This window comes from Alteromonas sp. ABH4_456, assembly GCF_056160645.1.
Map to the genome: position 1 here is coordinate 45,085 of NZ_JBSWXO010000018.1, position 19,150 is coordinate 64,234.

Sequence of the window (19,150 nt, forward strand, 5' to 3'; positions counted from 1 at the left end):
ACAGTATACTTCTGACGCTTTTTATTTGGGCTCAAATAAGCATAAAACAATGGTGAACAGAGATTTGGCAGGGGCCGGTAAAAAACTTGCCAGACATGCCTTGCTGATTCAGGTAATTGTCATGACTCTGCTGGTCATCATCAGCGCCTGGGCGATGTCCGTTGAAGTAGCGAAATCAGCTGCTATCGGCGCGTTAATCAGCATTCTGCCCAACGCGATTTTTGCGTTATTCGCATTTCGTTACTCCGGTGCCAGTAAAAATGAACTGGTAGTACGGAGCTTCAGCCAGGGAGCCAAACTGCGCCTGGTTTTAGCAGTTATTTTATTTGTGGTGGCTTTTAAATTTTTGCATGCGATACCCGAAGCGGTTTTTGCAGCATTCGCCGTCACAACTGTCAGCTATTGGCTGGCAATGTTTCGTCAACAAAAACGATAACAAAAAGACAGAGTGATACCTTGGTAGCAAGACCAGGGTCTTACAGACGAAACGCCGGAAAGTTTTTACACTTTAATTTTTTTAGGTTGAAACATGGCATCTGAGATTACAACACAAGAGTATATTCTCCACCATTTGACCAATGCCACCATGTGCGTCACAGACGACGGGGTGAAATTTAGTCACGGTGAAGAACTGCATAATGTCGCTGAAGTATGTGCTGAAGCGGGTTTCTGGGTTTGGAACATCGATACGATGGGCTGGTCTATCGGTCTGGGTATTTTGTTCCTGTGGTTATTCCGTAGAGTTGCTAAATCAGCTACTTCCGGCGTACCGGGCAAAACCCAGGCGTTTATCGAGCTGGTTGTTGAGTTCGTAAACGACAACGTTCGTGACACCTTCCACGGTAAAAATAATCTCATTGCGCCACTGTCACTGACCATCTTCGTCTGGGTGTTCCTGATGAACCTGATGGACTTGATTCCGGTAGACTTCCTGCCTTCAGCTGCAGGTCAGATTGCCAACGCAGCCACCGGTGTGGACCCGCACCATGTGTATATGAAAGTGGTACCTACCACCGACCTGAACATGACGCTGGCACTGGCACTGGGCGTATTTTTCCTGATTATTTTCTACTCCATCAAAGTGAAAGGCATTGGTGGTTTCATGAAAGAGCTGACATTCCAGCCTTTCAATCACTGGGCTTTCATTCCGGTTAACTTCATTCTGGAATCTGTTACCCTGCTGGCACGTCCGTTCTCACTGGCGCTGCGACTGTTCGGTAACCTGTATGCCGGTGAATTGATCTTTATTCTTATTGCGACCCTGGGTGTATGGCAGTTGCCTCTGCACTTCCCATGGGCGGTATTCCATATTCTGGTAATCGTGCTTCAGGCCTTCATCTTTATGATGTTGACCATTGTATATCTGAGCCTGGCTCACGAAGACCATTAATGTAGTCCGGATCTTTTGCAATCCCTGGAAAAGAAAGCAAACGATTCAAACTGTTTTACTTTTACACTTTAACTTTAAATTTAACTTAAATCGGAGACGTACATGTTATACATCGCTGTTGCACTACTGATCGGTCTTGGTGCCCTGGGTACCGCTATTGGTTTCGGTCTGCTGGGTGGTAAATTCTTAGAATCTGCTGCTCGTCAACCAGAACTGGCTCCTCAACTGCAAGTTAAGATGTTTATCGTAGCGGGTCTTATCGACGCCATCGCAATGATCGGTGTTGGTATCGCGCTATACCTTCTGTTCGCTGTTGGTGCTTAATTTTTTAAACCCATTTTTTAGCGAACATATGAGGAGGAGCGGTCGTGAACATTAACGCCACTCTAATTGGTCAATTAATCGCGTTTATCGTATTCGTGTGGTTCTGCATGAAGTACGTATGGCCACCATTACTGGGCGCGATTGAAGAGCGTCAGAAGAAAATTGCCGATGGCCTTGAAGCTTCTGAACGCGCTGAAAAAGACCTGGAACTGGCTCAGCAGAAAGCTACTGACCAGTTGAAAGATGCGAAAGCGCAAGCAGCTGAAATTGTCGAGCAAGCCAAAAAGCGTGCTAGTCAACTTGAAGAAAGTGAAAAGCAAAAAGCTTACTCAGAGCGTGAGAAAATCATTGCTTCTGGTTATGCCGAAATTGAAGCTGAACGCAATCGTGCCAAGGAAGAATTACGCGCTCAGGTAGCAGCTTTAGCTGTTGCTGGTGCAGAACAAATTCTTCAACGTGAAATCGACGCAAACGCACAAAACGACATTGTTGAAAAACTTGTCGCTGAGCTATAAGAGGGAGATGAGCCATGTCTGAATTGACAACCGTTGCTCGTCCCTACGCTAAAGCTGCTTTCGATTTTGCTGTCGAACAAAACGCCGTTGCCAAATGGCAGGACATGCTGGTGTTTGCCGGCGAAGTTGCTGACAACGAAGACATGCATCAGTTAATGACTGGTGCTGTTGCCGCTGACCAACTCGCTGAGATTTTCATCAATGTGTGCGGTGAACAGATCGACGAACATGGTCAGAACTTTATTAAGGTTCTGGCTGAGAATAAACGTTTAGTTGCCCTGCCAGCAATTTCAGAGCTGTTTAATGCTTTGAAAGCGGATTACGACAAAGAAATTGAAGTCCAGCTGACTTCTGCTTCTGCATTGTCTGATGCGCAAACTGCTGAAATCAGTGCATCGTTAGAAAAACGTTTGGCACGTAAAGTGAAGCTTAATTGTAACGTGGACCCTGCCCTGGTTGCAGGCTTTGTAGTCAAAGCCGGTGATACAGTTATTGATGGTTCCGTGAAGTCGAAATTGAACCGTCTCGCAGACGCGTTGCAAGCATAACGGGGATAAGAGTATGCAACTTAATTCCACTGAAATTGCAGAACTGATCAAAAAGCGAATTGAACAGTTTAATGTAACCAGTGAAGCTCGCACCGAAGGGACTATCGTCGCCGTAACTGACGGTATTATCCGCATTCACGGCCTGGCCGATGTAATGCAAGGTGAAATGATTGAGCTTCCTGGTAGTCGCTACGCTATTGCACTGAACCTTGAACGAGATTCTGTAGGTGCAGTAGTTATGGGTCCTTATGCGGACCTGCAAGAAGGCACTAAAGTACAATCTACCGGTCGTATCCTTGAAGTACCTGTAGGCCCGGGCCTGTTAGGTCGTGTTGTAAACACTCTGGGTGAGCCTATTGATGGTAAAGGCGCTGTTGAAGCGGCAGGCTATGAGCCAGTAGAAAAAATCGCACCTGGCGTAATCGACCGTCAATCGGTTGATCAACCAGTACAAACTGGCTACAAGTCAGTTGATGCGATGATTCCTGTTGGTCGTGGTCAGCGTGAGCTTATCATCGGTGACCGTCAGTGTGGTAAAACAGCGATGGCTGTTGATGCCATCATTCAACAGAAAAATTCAGGCATTAAGTGTGTTTACGTAGCAGTTGGCCAGAAGGCTTCTACTATTGCTAACGTAGTACGCAAACTGGAAGAACACGGCGCGCTGGCTCACACCATCGTTGTTGCGGCTTCTGCTTCTGAATCTGCTGCTCTGCAGTACCTGGCACCTTACTCTGGTTGTACCATGGGTGAGTACTTCCGTGACCGTGGTGAAGATGCACTGATCGTATATGATGACCTGTCTAAGCAAGCTGTTGCTTACCGTCAGATCTCTCTGCTTCTGAAGCGTCCTCCTGGTCGTGAAGCATACCCTGGTGACGTTTTCTACCTCCACAGCCGTCTGCTGGAGCGTGCTGCCCGTGTAAACGACAAGTACGTAGAGCGTTTCACTAACGGTGAAGTTAAAGGCCAAACGGGTTCACTGACGGCTCTGCCTATCATTGAAACTCAGGCCGGTGACGTTTCAGCGTTCGTACCTACTAACGTTATCTCAATCACCGATGGTCAGATCTTCCTGGAAACTGACCTGTTTAACGCAGGTATCCGTCCTGCTGTTAACGCCGGTATCTCTGTATCACGTGTTGGTGGTGCTGCTCAGACCAAGATCATTAAGAAATTGGGTGGTGGTATCCGTCTTGCGCTTGCACAGTATCGTGAATTGGCTGCGTTCTCTCAGTTCGCATCTGACCTTGACGAAGCTACACGTGCACAGCTTGAACACGGTGAGCGTGTAACCGAACTGATGAAGCAGAAGCAATATGCGCCTCTGTCAATCGCTGATATGGGTGTGTCTCTGTACGCCGTTGAGAAAGGCTTCTTAAAAGATGTAGAACTGGGCAAAATCCTTGATTTTGAATCAGCCCTGCACGCTTACATGAACAGCGAACACGCTGAGCTGATGAAGTCTATCAATGCAACCGGCAACTACAACGACGATATTGATTCTCAGTTGAAAGACGCTTTAACGAAGTTCAAAGCAACTCAAACTTGGTAATCAATGGTGCTGGCCTTCGTGGTCAGCACAATTCGTTGAGTAATCGGAGAGATAATCATGGCCAGCGGTAAAGAGATTAAAGGTAAAATTGGGAGTATCAAGAATACTCAAAAGATTACCAGTGCGATGGAAATGGTTGCTGCGTCGAAAATGAAAAAGGCGCAGGAACGTATGGCTCATGGCCGTCCATACGCGCAAAGCATGCTAAAAGTGATTGGTCACATTGCTAACGGTAACCTTGAGTACCGTCACCCTTATCTTGAAGAGCGTGACGTGAAACGGGTTGGCTTTATCGTAATTTCTACTGACCGCGGATTATGCGGCGGCCTGAACACTAATGAGTTCAAGCTGGTAACCCAGAAAGCGAAAGCGTATCGCGATCAGGGTGTTGAAGTAGATTTTGCAGCGTTAGGTTCGAAGGCTTGTGCATTCTTTAACCGTTTTGGTGGTAAGCTACTTGCCGCAGAAACAGGTTTAGGTGATGCACCTTCGGTAAGCGATGTAGTGGGTGTGGTACGCGTGATGTTACGCGCCTACGACGAAGGCACACTGGATAAGATTTATCTGGTGTACAACAACTTCGTTAACACCATGTCGCAAACGCCTGTGATGAATCAATTATTGCCTTTGCCAAAGTCAGAAGATGAGACACTGAAGCATCGTTGGGATTACATCTACGAGCCGGATCCAAAAGAAATTCTGGAATCCTTAATGGTTCGTTACATCGAATCCCAGGTATATCAGGGTGTTGTGGAAAACGCAGCGTCAGAACAAGCAGCACGTATGGTTGCAATGAAAGCGGCAACAGATAACGCCGGCAACCTTATCGATGATCTGCAACTGGTATACAACAAGGCCCGTCAGGCTGCAATCACACAGGAAATCAGTGAGATTGTATCCGGCGCCGCAGCGGTGTAGGCAAAGGTTTAGAAGAGATAACGAGGACTAATTATGAGTCAAGGTAAGGTCGTCCAAATCATTGGCGCCGTTGTGGACATCGAGTTTCCACAAGATGCGGTACCAAGAGTATATGACGCACTGAAAGTTACCGAAGGTGACTTATCCGGGCTAACCCTGGAAGTGCAACAGCAATTAGGCGGTGGTGTAGTTCGTTCCATCGCTCTGGGTACCACTGACGGTCTGCGTCGTGGCCTGGCAGTAGAAAACACGCAAGCACCTATCATGGTTCCTGTTGGTACAGCCACTCTGGGCCGTATCATGGACGTGCTGGGTAACCCAATCGACGAAGCAGGCCCAATTGGTGAAGAAGAGCGTATGTCTATTCACCGTGCAGCGCCCAGCTACGAAGATCAGTCAAGTTCAGTAGAACTGCTGGAAACCGGCATCAAGGTTATCGACCTGGTATGTCCGTTTGCGAAAGGTGGTAAAGTTGGTCTGTTCGGTGGTGCCGGTGTAGGTAAAACCGTAAACATGATGGAGCTTATCCGTAACATCGCAATCGAGCACAGCGGTTTCTCAGTATTCGCAGGTGTTGGTGAGCGTACTCGTGAGGGTAACGACTTCTACCACGAAATGAACGAATCTAACGTACTGGACAAAGTATCTCTGGTATACGGTCAGATGAACGAGCCACCGGGTAACCGTCTGCGTGTAGCTCTGACTGGTCTGACTATGGCAGAGAAATTCCGTGACGAAGGGCGTGACGTTCTGTTCTTCGTAGATAACATCTACCGTTATACCCTGGCAGGTACTGAGGTATCAGCACTGTTAGGTCGTATGCCTTCAGCAGTAGGTTATCAGCCTACCCTGGCTGAAGAGATGGGTGTTCTGCAGGAGCGTATCGCATCAACCAAGACTGGTTCAATCACGTCAATCCAGGCGGTATACGTACCAGCCGATGACTTGACTGACCCTTCACCAGCTACCACCTTTGCTCACTTAGATGCAACGGTAGTACTGTCCCGTGATATCGCGTCTTTAGGTATCTACCCTGCGGTAGACCCTCTGGACTCAACTTCACGTCAGCTGGATCCACTGGTAATCGGTCAGGAACACTACGACACAGCGCGTGGCGTACAGACTGTACTTCAGCGCTATAAAGAGCTGAAAGATATCATCGCGATCCTGGGTATGGACGAGCTGTCTGATGAAGATAAGCAAGTGGTATCCCGTGCTCGTAAGATTCAGCGTTTCCTGTCTCAGCCATTCTTCGTAGCAGAAGTATTCACCGGTTCTCCTGGTAAGTACGTTTCTCTGAAAGACACTATCAGTGGCTTTAAAGGCATCCTGGAAGGTGAATATGATCACCTGCCAGAGCAAGCCTTCTACATGGTTGGTTCGATCGACGAAGCGTTGGAAAAAGCCAAGAAATAAGAGTGAAGCCGGGCAGGCCTTAACGTCTGCCCGTGCTTGATTCACGTTCCTTACTAAGGAGTTTACAATGGCAGCTATGACCGTTCATCTGGATGTAGTAAGCGCAGAAAAAGAGATTTTCTCTGGTCTGGTTGAAACATTACAGGTAACAGGAAGTGAAGGTGAACTGGGTATCCACCCTGGTCACGCGCCACTTATTACTGCAATTAAACCTGGTATGGTGCGTTTGGTTAAGCAGCACGGTGAAGAAGAGATGATTTATGTTGCCGGCGGTGTACTTGAAGTACAACCCGGTATAGTCACTGTTCTTGCTGACACTGCTGTTCGTGCAGAAGATCTGGACGAGCAGTCTGCAGAAGAAGCAAAACGTCGTGCTGAAGAGCATATCGCCAACCCGGGCGCTGATTTCAACTATGCAGAAGCGGCACAAGAGTTAGCAGAAGCTATTGCTCAATTGCGTCTGATACAAAAACTGCGTAAGTAATACATCAGCAAAAAATTGAAAAACCCGGCTACATGCCGGGTTTTTTGTGTCTGCTACTTGCTGTTTTGCTGTAAACCGGTGTACTGTGTATTTATCCAGTTTTTATTCACCGGAGAACAATGATGTCAGATAAAGGATTAACCGGGCGTTGTTTGTGTGGCGAAGTGGAAGTGCATGCAACGCAGCCAGAAGAACAAGTCGGTGTATGTCACTGCGACATGTGCCGGAAATGGAGCGGAGGCCCCTTCTACAGTGCTCACTGTGGTGTTGCGGTAACCTTTAAAGGGGAAGATGCCATCACCCGCTTCTCGTCGTCTCCGTGGGCTGACAGAGGCTTTTGTCACCGCTGCGGTACCCATTTATTTTATCTCTACAAAGAAAGCGGTGAGTATTTCGTGCCTGCCGGTTTGTTCGATGGTGATAACTTTTCCATGGGAACTGAAATATTTGTCGATGAAAAAGGGCCTTACTACGAACTACATCCCACCAGCAGGAAAATGACCGGCGCTGAAGTCATGGCTGCTTTTCAACAGGGAGGCGATGATGAAAAATAAATCATTAAATTATCTGGAGTACCCTTCAGCATCACTGGAAAAGACCAGGGCGTTTTTCGCTTCTGTGTTTGGCTGGTCCTTCACAGATTACGGTGAGGCTTACTGTGCTTTTTCTCTGGATAATGTGGACGGCGGCTTTTATGCCAGTGAAGAAATCAGCACTACGTCCCGAGGTGCAGCTCTCACCGTGTTTTACAGTGACGATCTGACCAGCCTTGAAGCTGAAATTGTTGGTGCGGGTGGAATTATTACTCAGCCTGTTTTTGCTTTTCCAGGCGGTCACCGGTTTCATTTTACCGAACCGGGCGGAAGTGAATTTGCAGCATGGTCTGACTGCTATCAGCAAGAGTGATACAAACAAAGGCGCAATTGCGGCATTGCAGAGGTTGCATTGCGCCTGCGGATGATTAAACTAGCGGCATAATAAAAACAAAATTTGAACAACAGTGGGAAGGACTTTACTGAGTATTATCGTGAAGGCCGTATGACGACTGAATTTAATTATCCCTCAACTTCTGCTGCTTCTTTCTGGCACATGCCGGTTCTTTATTTTGTAGTGTGCTGTATAGCGAATTACTTCACCGGTGCGCTGGATTACCAGCTTATCAATGATTTCCGGGCCCAACGCGACTTCAATGCTGCCTTAGGCATGCCCTTGCTGACGACCTTTTTCTGGATCAGCCTGCGCATTCAGCAACAGCAAATGGCTGGTGCCATCATGAGTTATTTGCTGGATAAAAACGCCCTGAGTTTATTTGCACAGCATCGTGCCCGGCTGGCGGTGAAACTGCGCCATCACATTCTGACTTCCGCCACCCTCGCTATTTCTATGACGGCTGTCTATATCATGAGTGAAGAACTGGTTGCCTTCGATATGAACATGCAGGTTCTGGTGCTTGATTTGATTGCAGTACCTTTCTGGTTCTTTTTCTGGCTTTTCCTGTTTCAGATGATCTATTCCACTCACTACATGTTGAAGCATTTCATTCATATTAATATTGCCACCAGCAGCGAACTGAAAGCATTGAAAAGACTGTCGCTACTGTCGATAGAGAATGCCCTGTTCAGTATCACTGCGTTGATCATCATTCCCGTTTTCTGGTTTAAAAAAGATATACCGGCAATCGATCTTGCCATAGTGACCCTGTTTTTATCGTCTTTGACAGTGTATCTCATCATGCCTGCTGTAAAGGTGTACCGGCTTATCGGCGCAAAAAAGCAAAAGATAATGGATCAACTGACCCGCGGGCTGACGTCCATTTACTGTGAAGACGAAAGTGATCGCATCAATCACGAACGGCGCAACGCGATTCAGCAGGAAATCGAAGAAGTGGAAAACATTACTGCTACACCGGTTACGTTTGAACAGTGTAAACGCATGCTGAGCGTCGTCTTTCTAATCCCTGCTTCCTGGATGACATTAATTTATATTGAACATCTTGTGACCTGATAGAAACGTCAGTAAGCTGGAGTGCTGTAGATAAAAAGGAGTTGGTCATGCTGGTTTATGGAGATAGCCGTTCCGGAAACTGCTATAAAATTCAATTATTACTTTCCATACTGGGTAAACAAGTCGACTGGGAAGAAGTCGATATTTTAAAAGGGGCAACGCAAACCCCCGCGTTTTTGCAGAAGAACCCGAACGGCAAAATCCCGCTATTGGAAATGGAGGATGGCCGCACGCTGTCCGAATCAAATGCTATCTTAAACTTCCTTGCCGAAGGTTCCGCGCTTATTCCCCGTTCATCTTTCGATCTGGCTAAGATGCTGCAGTGGCAGTTCTTTGAGCAATACAGCCATGAGCCCTATATTGCAGTAGCCCGGTTCATTAATTTATATCTGGGGTTGCCGGAAGAACGTAAAGCTGAATACGAAGCTAAACAGGCTGGCGGGCACAAAGCACTGGCAGTCATGGAAGATCAACTTTCACGCACCCCTTTTCTGACCGGGTCACAACTGTCACTGGCTGATATCAGTTTATACGCTTATACCCATGTGGCCCACGAAGGCGGATTCGATCTGACAGCCTATCCGGCGGTGAATAACTGGCTGAAACTGGTTGAAGATCACAAAGGCTACACGCCGATGAAAGCCGGCTGAACCTTCTTTACTTGCGACGCAGGTGTGCCGCAGGTCCCTGCCATTGCGCCTGCATAAACTGTTGTAACCGGTATAACGGCACCGGATCTGTCTCTGTCGTTACCTTTATCACATGCGCAACAGCTTCAAGCGTAGATAATCCTGATTCTGCACGGGTGTGCCTGATACGGTAATCACTCGGGCCGGCATGACTGAAATGATACTGTGGGAGCGGGTGTAGTTGTGTAAAGCGTTGCCATAATCCGTAAGCCTGACGCCAGCTTCCATCCAGCAGAATGAAGAGATCGTGTGTGTCTGATTGTGGTGTCTTTTCTAAAGAAGCGCTTTCCGGAGACGGATAAATCACCGCCGGAGATCCCGCATTATCAAGAGCATCTGCCACGGCCATTTCCGCCTCATCAGCGCCTGCGGAAAGTATGGGTGTATCAGGTAAACACAGCTGTACTAATTTAGCGGTATTTTTTGCGTGAATGGCTTCTTTATCATGCTGAATGATGAGAAACTGAACAGGTGTACAAATCTGCGTCACTGCACTGCATACACAGGTTTTTTGCGGATAGCGGCAAACTGAGCAATATGGACGCATTCGAACACTCTATTGGAAAATAAAAGCGCATTATGGCCGATACTGGCAACAACGACAAAGTGAAGCAAATACTGCAAACCGTTATGGCCGTGCCGGAAGGGTCGGTTGCTACCTACGGGCAGATTGCGGATCTTGCCGGTCTGCCCGGCAGAGCGCGGCTGGCAGGTCGTTCATTGCGTGCTGATTTCAATGGAGAACCGGTTCCCTGGCATCGTATTTTACGGGCTGACGGGAAAATAGCCTTTCCGCCCGGCTCTGAAAAAGCGAAGGAGCAAAGAGAATTGCTTATGGCCGAAGGAATCATGGTGAAAGATAATCGGGTGAAACTGCGAAATTGTCAGTGGCAACCTGATATGGTAACTATACTCTATACACTGAAGTACTGAATGTGGCCACAGAGCTACCGCTAATCTTTAAACTTCAGTGTACAGACTCATTTATTCCATGGTGTGATAGCAAGTGACCGACAGCGTATTTAAAACGATTACTATAGACGAATTAGCGCCCGGCATGTACGTCAATGAAATCATTGAGCAGTCAGGAAAAGTGAAAATCAAAAGCCAGGGGCGCGTTGCCCGTAAGGCTGTGGTGGAATCTTTACGAAAACGTGGCGTCCTCAAACTCGTTATCGATTTATCGAAGCAATTCGAACCTGATGAAGAAGCCGCTGTGCCTGTGCCGGCAGAGGAGCCGGTTCCGGCGAAGAAAAAGCCCCGTATGAGCCTGACGTCCGAACTGGTCCGGGCAGAAAATTTATATAAACAGGGTAAGGAAATTCAAAGAACCTTACTTAAAGCTGTTCAGCAGGGTCTACCTTTCGACGATCGCATTCCCAGTGAGTTTTCACAGAACCTTGTGGCATCAGTCGAGCGCAATCCTGACGCACTGCTTTGCCTTACCCGCATCCGTGAAAAAGATGATTACCTGCTGGAGCATTCGTTAAACGTAGCTATTATTCTCGCTAACTTTGCGCGTCATATGGGAATGTCTGATGACCAGGTACAGGAACTGGCTTTTGCCGGATTCCTTCATGATATGGGCAAAATTCGTGTGCCGGATGAGATCCTGCATAAACCAGGCAGACTCACTGATGAAGAAATGGACGTGATGAAGAAGCATGTCGAATATGGCGTAGATGCCTTGCATGAGGTAAATCTGAACCCGGACCTCGTCAGAACCGTCAGTGAACATCATGAGCGTCTTGACGGATATGGTTATCCGGCAGGAACAAAAGGTGACAACATCAGCACCGCAGGGCGTATGCTGGCAGTTGCAGATATGTACGATGCGCTTACTGCTGACCGTTGTTACAAAGCCGGTATGCCGAGCCAGCGGGCTTTCCAGATCCTTATCGGGGAATGTCCTCATAAGCTTGACCAGGCACTTGTTCAGCAATTTATCAAATGTATGGGCGTCTATCCCGTAGGCAGTCTGGTGCTTCTGTCTAACGATAAACTGGCTATGGTGTTGTCACAGAATGACTCTCCGCTGACACCGGTTGTTAAAGTATTCTATTCACTGACCGGTAATCATTATGTTACCCCGCGGGATATCGACCTTGCCCATGATAAGCGGGTAAAAATTGAAAAAGCGGTAAAAGCCAGTGACTACAAAATTAACTTCAACCAGTTTTTTGCGCAGAACGTCTCTCCCTGATTTGTCTTTAATTACATACATCACCGGGAACATTTTACCCGCCGGTGTGTGCAATCATCGCAATTAACTTCCCGTTTATCCCCTGCGGATAAGGCCATTCAGCTTGTATTCATTTGCCGGCGCGTATTTTGGCGTTAAACCGGATGATGGAACAGGTCTTGCTGTCCTGACCGGTACAGTTGTAATTATCTTAAGAGGGATATCATGAAGAAAGTCTTCGCAGTCGGACTCATCACCGCTTCTTTAATCGCGGGTGGTTGTGCAACAAGCCCTAACAATACGCAAAAAGGTGCAGGGATCGGCGCTGTCGTCGGTGCACTGTTGGGTAAAGCGACCGGGGATAACGACAAAAGCCGTTATGCCTGGGGTGCTGTGGTCGGTGCTATTGCCGGTGGTGCGATTGGTAACTATATGGATCGCCAGGAAGAAGAAATGCGCGAGCAACTGGCTGACACCGGCGTACAGGTAGTTCGGGAAGGGGATAACCTGCGCCTCATTATGCCGGGTGATATTACGTTTGCCACCAACAGTGCGTCTATCAGTCCTAATTTCAATCCTGTCTTGCAGGATGTGGCAACGGTGGTAAATCAGTACGAGAAAACGGTGCTGCTTATCGAAGGTCATACCGATGACACCGGCGCAGAATCTTACAACCAGACGTTGTCAGAGCGCCGTGCGCAATCTGTTAAGAATCTGCTGACCACGTTCAATGTTAATCCTACCAGGGTAACCACAGTGGGTCTGGGAGAGTATCAGCCAAAAGTGCCTAATACTTCGGCTGAAAACCGTCAGATTAACCGTCGTGTTGAGCTGAAAATACAACCGCTGAGTGAATAGAATCAGGGAGGACCACTCCTCCCTGATTCTGTTAATATGATTAATTCCCGCTTTTAACCCTGTGATATTGCGCCATTGCACAATTAGATAAAACGTCAAATACATCTGTTGCATGTTTACCCATATCAAACGGGTGGAGAGCTCCGGGGGGGCGCCGCGCAAGTTGCTCCATCTTTTCTATCGAGCCATCCCTTTTTCCATGATTCGATAGAAAAACAGTCACGTCTTGCTCTTCCGCCAGCGCTTTAAAGTTACTCGCAGACTTTGCATAAGCAGCAAATTGGGCTGGTTTAACGCCAAAGTTAAATCCGGTTCCACCCCATAATGCGGCTCTGAATGGTTGTCCGTTGTCATACACCGTAAAAAGGGGAGAAATCGTACCCATTGTATGTCCCGGAGTCACTCGAATTTCCATCTCAGCGTTACCTGCTGAAAGTATGGTACCATCTGTTACTGCAATGTTACCTTTTAACGCCGGAGCTGGCCCGAATCTGGGGTGCTCGGGCATGATTTCAGCAAGCTTCCAATCTGCTTCACTCATAACCACGGGCATACCATATTCTTGTGTCAGGTATCTGAAACCGCCGTAATGATCGCCATGCGCATGAGTAATTACTAAATACGCAATTTTATCAGGGTTAAGTCCCAGTGTTTTCATCCCGCCAATAATGGTTTCACGTGCTTCTTTATTGCTGGTCAGGGCATCAATTAAAATATAGCCATCTTCATCACCCAAGACCCATGCAGATACACCCGCGTTTCCAACAAAATACAAGTTGTCGAAGACTTGCATGGGCCCTGGCTCTTTTCCGGGAGAACGTTCTCGCGGAGACTTTTTAGCATCGGCGCTATCTTTCCTGCGAGGGGTCGCAGCCCGGTCTCTGGGGGCATTTACATCGCGAAAGGTCATTGTTAAGTCACAGAGATTGGTATAACCAGGAAAGTAAGAGCCGGTAGAAATACCCTTTTTTGCGAGTTGTTCCGCTTTGGTTTTTGCTTCCTCGGCTTGGCTGCAAAACACTACGCCAATGAGGAGAACGAATAGCAGCGAACGATGAGCTTGCATACAGGATCCTTCTATGTAGTTATTCCACGCGGTATATACGAATATTTACCGCTCTTGGGGATTTAATTGACTCAATGGTTCCAATATAAAAGTCTTTATTGAGCCAGTCATATTTTCCGGTAGCCACATGAAACTCTGGACGGGTAAATGCGTATCGCTCGCCGGTCAGTGTGTGAACAATACCTTTATTGTGAACGACAATAGTAACACCATCATCTGTCTTAAGTGCATAAATAGCTTCAATATTCTTTACATTGTCCTGGCGATTCACCTGCCAGTCGGCGCCGCCGGGAATTACGCTTCCTGATATATTGTGACCTGTGAAATGCCCGCCAGTAATAGGAACTATGTATCTGTGGCCGTCGTCAGTTTCACCGACATCAATTTTAGTCCCGAGTTCAACATGTATTTGTAGCACTGGCGCAGATTGAATATCAGGAGCCGGGTAAGAACCCAGGCCTGAGTTTTCGTGGGCGAAAACAGAAGAGTTGAATATATAAAAGAGAGTAAAAAAAAAAGTATGACGAAGTAACATTGTAGTTTCCTTAAAAAAGGGCGCCTGAGCGCCCCTTATCTTTATATTTTCCAGTTTGCCTGGACATACAAGGTGCGACCTATACCGTCAAATACACCCTGGTTTGTTGTACCGCTGGTACCACCTATAACTGGAGGTGCTTTGTCTGATAAGTTGTTAACACCTGCTCTGAATGTTACTGATTCATCAAATGTATAGCTGGCAGACAAATCAATATAGCTATAATTGCTACTGCCAGGCGTTGTCGACGCCGGGTTTGAAACCACGCTAACGTCATCCATACTTGAAATATAACGCCAGCGCGCTGTAACAGAGAAATCTTCGCTAACGAGTGTCAGGCTATTGACCAGTTTCCATTCAGGGTAGCTTTCTGTACCCGAAACTGTTCCGGCGTAATCCTGATAAGGGCTGTCTTCAAATACGGCAATGTCAAACTTAGTTAAGTGGTTGGCAAAACTATTAAAGACTAATTTCGATGAGTCGTTTACGAACTTAGCTGGCACTGTCCAGTTAAAAGATATATCCAGGCCACTTGTTTTATAACCACCCAGATTTAGATATGGCTGATTAACGTACTGGAAAATACCGTTGTTATTTCTGTCGAACTGCTGACAGAAAAAGTTTTCTGTGCTGTATTCAGGATTCGAACCGTCCAGGTTATAGCATTTCGCTAAAGACTGGTCAGCCGGTATCGCCGCAATGGCTTTCTCGATTTCCAGATCATAGTAATCCAGGGTTAACGACATATCCTCGAAGTATTCACTGTCAAAGGGGGATTCCAGCACCATACCTAACGTGAATGACTCTGCCTCTTCCGGATCTAATGTTCTATCACCAAAAGTAGTTGTAACTAAAGAGTTTGATGGCTGTCTGAATCTACCCAGAAGGGAAGGATCCAGCCCTGTTGCTATACAAAGTGCCCCTATCGCGTCTGCATTTTCACCGCTCAGACCCGGATGGCGGTAGTCACAGGGATCACCGCCGCCACTAGTTGGTGAGCCTATTCCGGAAACTTGCTGAGTTCCTGCGTTAAAGAATTCTTCAACATTTGGAGCTCGTAATGCGTGTTGGAAGCCGGTTCTGAACAACACGTGTTCATTCGCCCGCCAGTCTAATTCTGCTTTATATGTGTTTGCTGTACCAGCCAGGTTGTAGTCAGAAAAACGGTAACCGACAGTCATATTCACTGCCTGGTCCATATCACTCGATGCCCATAAAGGAACATAAACTTCCGCGGAAATTTCTTTTACATCAATACTACCTGAAGTAGGTTGTGTTGCGGATAAACTGGCGAGCCTGTTCGCTGCAATGTCATCATCCGGGTTAAAGTCATATGTGTTTTCGCGATAGTGGGCACCAAGAGCGAATCGTACCTCACCGGCATCAAGCTCGGTTATCAAACCTTCGACGACACCTTCGATAACTGTTTGCTCCATTATCGTTTCATTGACTGGTGTGCGGGAGATATATGACAGACAGTCATCAGACAATTGGTTGAGGCCGTTAAATACCTGGTAGCCGCCACTACAAATACTGTTACCACCATCAGGTGCGTCAACCAGTTCCTGCATTGCCACATAACTGACTGAACCAGACGTTGTAGAGTCGGTATTTTTTGTTCGACCTCTGGAAACATATACGTCCCAGGATAAATCCATAGATTCGACATAGCCGTTTAAGCCCACCAATCCTTGCCATACTGTTGAGTCGGTATTGTAGGTTCGTGGACCAGCCGCTCCCAACCGCACTTGATATTCCACTGGTAAATCCGGCTGGCTTCTTGAAGCAAGCAAATCAGAGAAGGCTTCATTTGCAACAATATACGGATTGGTTACCGGAACGAACACACTCCACGGAGCTGCCAGTACGGGCTCTGACCCTATATTTTGAGCTTCACTATCTGAGTATTGGAAGTGCCCATAAAGTGTCAGGTCGTCATCCAGAATATAATTTGCTTTACCAAATATGGCTTTTCTTTCAAGAGGAACCTGCACATAGTTATAGTAACCAGGGTGGTAACCATAACCAGAATCACTCACCAGGAAAGGAGCTTCTGTAGGGCCTCGGTAATTGATCGCCTGGCCGCGACTGACTGCGAAAATTGAGCCGTCATCATTAACCCCGAAAAAGCTTCTGTTACTCACGCCCTCAAACCCATAGCCGGCGAACAGTTCATTAACAGCATCTGCACTTGGTGGTACGTCAGGTAACGTTCTGCTGAAAGGTGTAAATCCACTAGCTGGTTGATCTAAGAAGAACGGCCTGTCCTGAATAGAGATCCCTTCCCGGTCTACCCATTCAGCACTAATAAACACATTACCCTTAGAATCAGAAAAATCCGAACCATAAGCGATACCATATAGTGTGGTTTGGCCATCACCATCTTTGGGTTGAGTCAGTTTCGCAGATAGTTCCAGCCCGTCAAGATCTGTTCGGGTCTGGAAATTTACGACACCTGACATTGCGTCTGAGCCGTAAGTTGCAGAAGCCCCGCCACTGACAATCTCTACGCCACCTATAGCATTGGAAGGAAGTGTGTTTATATCAATGGCACTGTTTGCATTAGAAGACTGCATGCGGCGACCATCGAGTAACACAAGGTTTCTCTGAGGCCCTAAGCCGCGGAGATTCAGTGTAGACTGCCCAACAGTTCCCCCGGAACTGCTGTTACTGAAGCTACCCTGGCCCGGCTGAAACTGAGGAAGCTGACGCAGATAATTGTCCAGTGTCACATCGCCTGCGCGGGCAAAATCTTCTGCGTCGGTTGTCACTGTCGGGCTGGAAGAGACGAGATCTTTACGCTTAATTCTGGTACCTGTTACGGAAATTGTCTCGACTTGCTGTTCTTCCTGAGCTTCTGTCGTTTGCGGCTCCTGTGCGATAACTACTGTTGGACTTAACATAGCCCCAATTAATACGGCAATTCTCGTTTTAGCGTGTGATTCAGTCATAAATGCTCCAGTGTGTCTTTTCATATAATTAGTCTTAGTCCTCTATCCCAGTGATCTCGGGCAGACTAATTTATAAGCTGAAGTGTTAATTAAATGTTTAAATTATTAAATGGCAGATGATGACTATTTTTTTTGCAATATGTGACATTGGGAATCTTATGCAAAGAAATTTCAGGTGTGTAAAAAGTTATTGAATTTCAATTTTTACATTTTATAAGTATTTGAAATTGTTTGGTTAATTGTTATTGCTGCAACTCTTTATTACACATTTACAAATACGCTAAATTTGAAATAATTGGCATTTCGTTTACCTTTTTGCAAAAAAAATTGCATATTGTTCAACTTTTATTTTGAGTGTAATGTCCTTTTTCATTGTTAAATTAATGAAAATGGTGATGGTGTTGTCAACTGAACAATTAACGATGAAAAGGGTTGCCTGGAGAATCGTCCCTTTCATTATGTTGCTTTACTTTGTTGCTTATCTGGATCGGGTAAACGTCGGTATTGCTGCAATCACGATGAACGATGATATTGGCCTGTCCAAGGCTGCGTTTGGACTGGGGGCAGGTATCTTTTTTATCGGCTATTTTCTTTTTGAAGTCCCTTCTAATCTCATTCTTCACAAGGTTGGCGCCCGCAGGTGGATAGCGAGGATTATGCTAACCTGGGGTCTTGTTTCCGGCGCCATGGCCTTTGTACAGGGGCCCATCAGTTTCTACATACTCAGATTTTTACTAGGGGCTGCAGAAGCGGGTTTTTTTCCCGGCATAATTCTGTATTTAAGTTATTGGTTTCCATGTCGATATCGCGCGGGGATCACGGCAATGTTTATGGCAGCAGTGCCAATTTCAATCGGCCTTGGTTCGCCAATATCCGGATGGCTGCTGTCTTTCGACGGCATCATGGGAATGAAAGGCTGGCAGTGGCTATTTCTCATTGAAGCCCTACCTGCTGTGTTATTGTCTGCTGCAGTTCTACTCTTTCTTACTGACAGGCCGGAAAAGGCGAAATGGCTGCCTGAAGAGCAAAAACAGTGGCTTGTGGAAGAAATGAGCAAAGAGAGAAAAGCCGTTGCAGCAAGTCATGGTGCTTCAGCCGTTTTCTCTGCGCTGCTTAACCCGCGAATTCTGGCGTTGGCACTGGTTTATTTCGGCACATCTGCCGGGCTTTACACAATAGGGATATGGGCCCCACAAATACTGGCGCAATACGAACTAACCTTAACCCAAATTGGTTTGGTTAATGCGATTCCCCCTGTCTTTGCTGTAATAGCAATGGTTTTCTGGGCAAAACACTCAGATAAAACGGGCGAACGTACAACCCACGTATTCGTCGCGTGTATTGTTGCTTCCGTAGGCCTGTTTGCCGCAGCTTTTACAACATCTCTGCTGGCTGCGGTGTTGGCACTCATTGTCGTCAACGTGGGAGTGAGTTCTGCTAAACCACCTTTATGGGCAATTCCTACTCAGTTTTTGACAGGCTCAGGGGCTGCAGCGGGTATTGCTGCAATCAATTCTATCGGCAATCTTGGCGGCTTTTTCGGACCAACGTTAATCGGCTACATCAAGATGTCAACCGGAGACTATACGTGGGGACTGATTGGCGTTGGTATTAGTCTGGTGGTCTCAGCATGTATCGTGTTGTTTTTAGCAGGAAAGCCAACCCAAACCCATACTTCTATTAATTCAACAGCGCTTAAGTAAGTGCATAAGGGG

General features: G+C 46.9%; 21 protein-coding genes. 17 read left to right on the forward strand and 4 right to left on the reverse strand.

The features are described from left to right. Positions 1 to 49: 49 nt before the first annotated feature. The 13 genes from ACXAG2_RS19620 to ACXAG2_RS19680 all read left to right on the forward strand — a co-directional run bounded on the left by ACXAG2_RS19620 (position 50) and on the right by ACXAG2_RS19680 (position 9,804). Positions 50 to 436 (forward strand): ATP synthase subunit I, encoded by a 387-nt coding sequence (locus ACXAG2_RS19620; protein ID WP_474869811.1) that lies wholly within the window; start codon positions 50 to 52, stop codon positions 434 to 436. 93 nt (positions 437 to 529) lie between these two features. After that, complete coding sequence (atpB, locus tag ACXAG2_RS19625; RefSeq protein WP_474869814.1) at positions 530 to 1,390, forward strand: F0F1 ATP synthase subunit A; 861 nt, start codon at positions 530 to 532, stop codon at positions 1,388 to 1,390. 102 nt (positions 1,391 to 1,492) lie between these two features. Continuing rightward, complete coding sequence (gene atpE / locus ACXAG2_RS19630) at positions 1,493 to 1,714, forward strand: F0F1 ATP synthase subunit C (protein ID WP_012520222.1); 222 nt, start codon at positions 1,493 to 1,495, stop codon at positions 1,712 to 1,714. 44 nt (positions 1,715 to 1,758) lie between these two features. Next, positions 1,759 to 2,229, forward strand: a complete 471-nt coding sequence (gene atpF / locus ACXAG2_RS19635; protein WP_119503212.1) for a F0F1 ATP synthase subunit B — start codon at positions 1,759 to 1,761, stop codon at positions 2,227 to 2,229. 14 nt (positions 2,230 to 2,243) lie between these two features. Further along, positions 2,244 to 2,777 (forward strand): F0F1 ATP synthase subunit delta, encoded by a 534-nt coding sequence (gene atpH / locus ACXAG2_RS19640; protein ID WP_119503211.1) that lies wholly within the window; start codon positions 2,244 to 2,246, stop codon positions 2,775 to 2,777. Between the two features lie 13 nt (positions 2,778 to 2,790). Beyond that, positions 2,791 to 4,332, forward strand: coding sequence for a F0F1 ATP synthase subunit alpha (gene atpA, locus ACXAG2_RS19645; RefSeq protein WP_474869817.1), 1,542 nt, complete (start codon positions 2,791 to 2,793; stop codon positions 4,330 to 4,332). Positions 4,333 to 4,389: 57 nt separating this feature from the next. Continuing rightward, positions 4,390 to 5,250 (forward strand): F0F1 ATP synthase subunit gamma, encoded by an 861-nt coding sequence (atpG, locus tag ACXAG2_RS19650; RefSeq protein ID WP_119503209.1) that lies wholly within the window; start codon positions 4,390 to 4,392, stop codon positions 5,248 to 5,250. A gap of 33 nt (positions 5,251 to 5,283) precedes the next feature. Beyond that, positions 5,284 to 6,666 carry a F0F1 ATP synthase subunit beta gene (gene atpD / locus ACXAG2_RS19655; protein ID WP_303572537.1) on the forward strand — a complete coding sequence of 461 codons (1,383 nt, stop codon included), beginning with the start codon at positions 5,284 to 5,286 and terminating at the stop codon, positions 6,664 to 6,666. A 67-nt stretch (positions 6,667 to 6,733) separates the two neighbouring features. Continuing rightward, a complete protein-coding gene (locus ACXAG2_RS19660) occupies positions 6,734 to 7,150 on the forward strand; it encodes a F0F1 ATP synthase subunit epsilon (RefSeq protein WP_303572536.1) in 417 nt (138 codons plus the stop codon). A 119-nt stretch (positions 7,151 to 7,269) separates the two neighbouring features. Next, entirely contained in the window at positions 7,270 to 7,704 is a 435-nt protein-coding gene (locus ACXAG2_RS19665) for a GFA family protein (protein WP_474869819.1), read from the forward strand. Continuing rightward, positions 7,691 to 8,056, forward strand: coding sequence for a VOC family protein (locus ACXAG2_RS19670; protein ID WP_349590960.1), 366 nt, complete (start codon positions 7,691 to 7,693; stop codon positions 8,054 to 8,056). The genes ACXAG2_RS19665 and ACXAG2_RS19670 overlap by 14 nt, the downstream gene beginning before the upstream one ends. 132 nt (positions 8,057 to 8,188) lie before the next feature. Further along, entirely contained in the window at positions 8,189 to 9,154 is a 966-nt protein-coding gene (locus tag ACXAG2_RS19675; RefSeq protein ID WP_474869822.1) for a hypothetical protein, read from the forward strand. A 47-nt stretch (positions 9,155 to 9,201) separates the two neighbouring features. After that, positions 9,202 to 9,804 carry a glutathione S-transferase family protein gene (locus tag ACXAG2_RS19680; RefSeq protein WP_474869824.1) on the forward strand — a complete coding sequence of 201 codons (603 nt, stop codon included), beginning with the start codon at positions 9,202 to 9,204 and terminating at the stop codon, positions 9,802 to 9,804. 7 nt (positions 9,805 to 9,811) lie between these two features. Here ACXAG2_RS19680 and ACXAG2_RS19685 read toward each other — a convergent pair whose 3' ends face one another. Further along, positions 9,812 to 10,390: a tRNA-uridine aminocarboxypropyltransferase gene (locus tag ACXAG2_RS19685; RefSeq protein WP_474869826.1), complete on the reverse strand. Its 579-nt coding sequence runs from the start codon at positions 10,388 to 10,390 to the stop codon at positions 9,812 to 9,814. A 32-nt stretch (positions 10,391 to 10,422) separates the two neighbouring features. On the opposite strand from ACXAG2_RS19685, the gene ACXAG2_RS19690 reads away from it, so the two are divergent. From ACXAG2_RS19690 to ACXAG2_RS19700, 3 genes are all read left to right on the forward strand, one after another. Then, positions 10,423 to 10,776 (forward strand): MGMT family protein, encoded by a 354-nt coding sequence (locus ACXAG2_RS19690; protein WP_474869828.1) that lies wholly within the window; start codon positions 10,423 to 10,425, stop codon positions 10,774 to 10,776. Between the two features lie 73 nt (positions 10,777 to 10,849). Then, on the forward strand, positions 10,850 to 12,046 hold the full coding sequence (locus ACXAG2_RS19695; protein ID WP_474869831.1) for an HD-GYP domain-containing protein: 1,197 nt from the start codon (positions 10,850 to 10,852) through the stop codon (positions 12,044 to 12,046). 204 nt (positions 12,047 to 12,250) lie between these two features. Beyond that, positions 12,251 to 12,883 (forward strand): YiaD family glycine zipper/OmpA-like lipoprotein, encoded by a 633-nt coding sequence (locus ACXAG2_RS19700; RefSeq protein WP_474848726.1) that lies wholly within the window; start codon positions 12,251 to 12,253, stop codon positions 12,881 to 12,883. Positions 12,884 to 12,923: 40 nt separating this feature from the next. On the opposite strand, the gene ACXAG2_RS19705 is transcribed toward ACXAG2_RS19700, so the two are convergent. Genes ACXAG2_RS19705 through ACXAG2_RS19715 form a run of 3 tightly spaced genes read right to left on the reverse strand, consistent with a single transcriptional unit; the run spans position 12,924 to position 17,435 of the window. Beyond that, on the reverse strand, positions 12,924 to 13,949 hold the full coding sequence (locus tag ACXAG2_RS19705; RefSeq protein ID WP_474869832.1) for an MBL fold metallo-hydrolase: 1,026 nt from the start codon (positions 13,947 to 13,949) through the stop codon (positions 12,924 to 12,926). Positions 13,950 to 13,968: 19 nt separating this feature from the next. After that, positions 13,969 to 14,484: a DUF3237 family protein gene (locus ACXAG2_RS19710; protein ID WP_474869835.1), complete on the reverse strand. Its 516-nt coding sequence runs from the start codon at positions 14,482 to 14,484 to the stop codon at positions 13,969 to 13,971. Between the two features lie 41 nt (positions 14,485 to 14,525). Further along, on the reverse strand, positions 14,526 to 17,435 hold the full coding sequence (locus ACXAG2_RS19715) for a TonB-dependent receptor domain-containing protein (RefSeq protein ID WP_474869837.1): 2,910 nt from the start codon (positions 17,433 to 17,435) through the stop codon (positions 14,526 to 14,528). 359 nt (positions 17,436 to 17,794) lie between these two features. On the opposite strand from ACXAG2_RS19715, the gene ACXAG2_RS19720 reads away from it, so the two are divergent. Further along, the gene (locus tag ACXAG2_RS19720; RefSeq protein ID WP_474869839.1) at positions 17,795 to 19,138 is read left to right on the forward strand and encodes an MFS transporter; all 1,344 of its coding nucleotides are present in this window, start codon (positions 17,795 to 17,797) and stop codon (positions 19,136 to 19,138) included. The last annotated feature ends 12 nt before the right edge of the window (positions 19,139 to 19,150 follow it).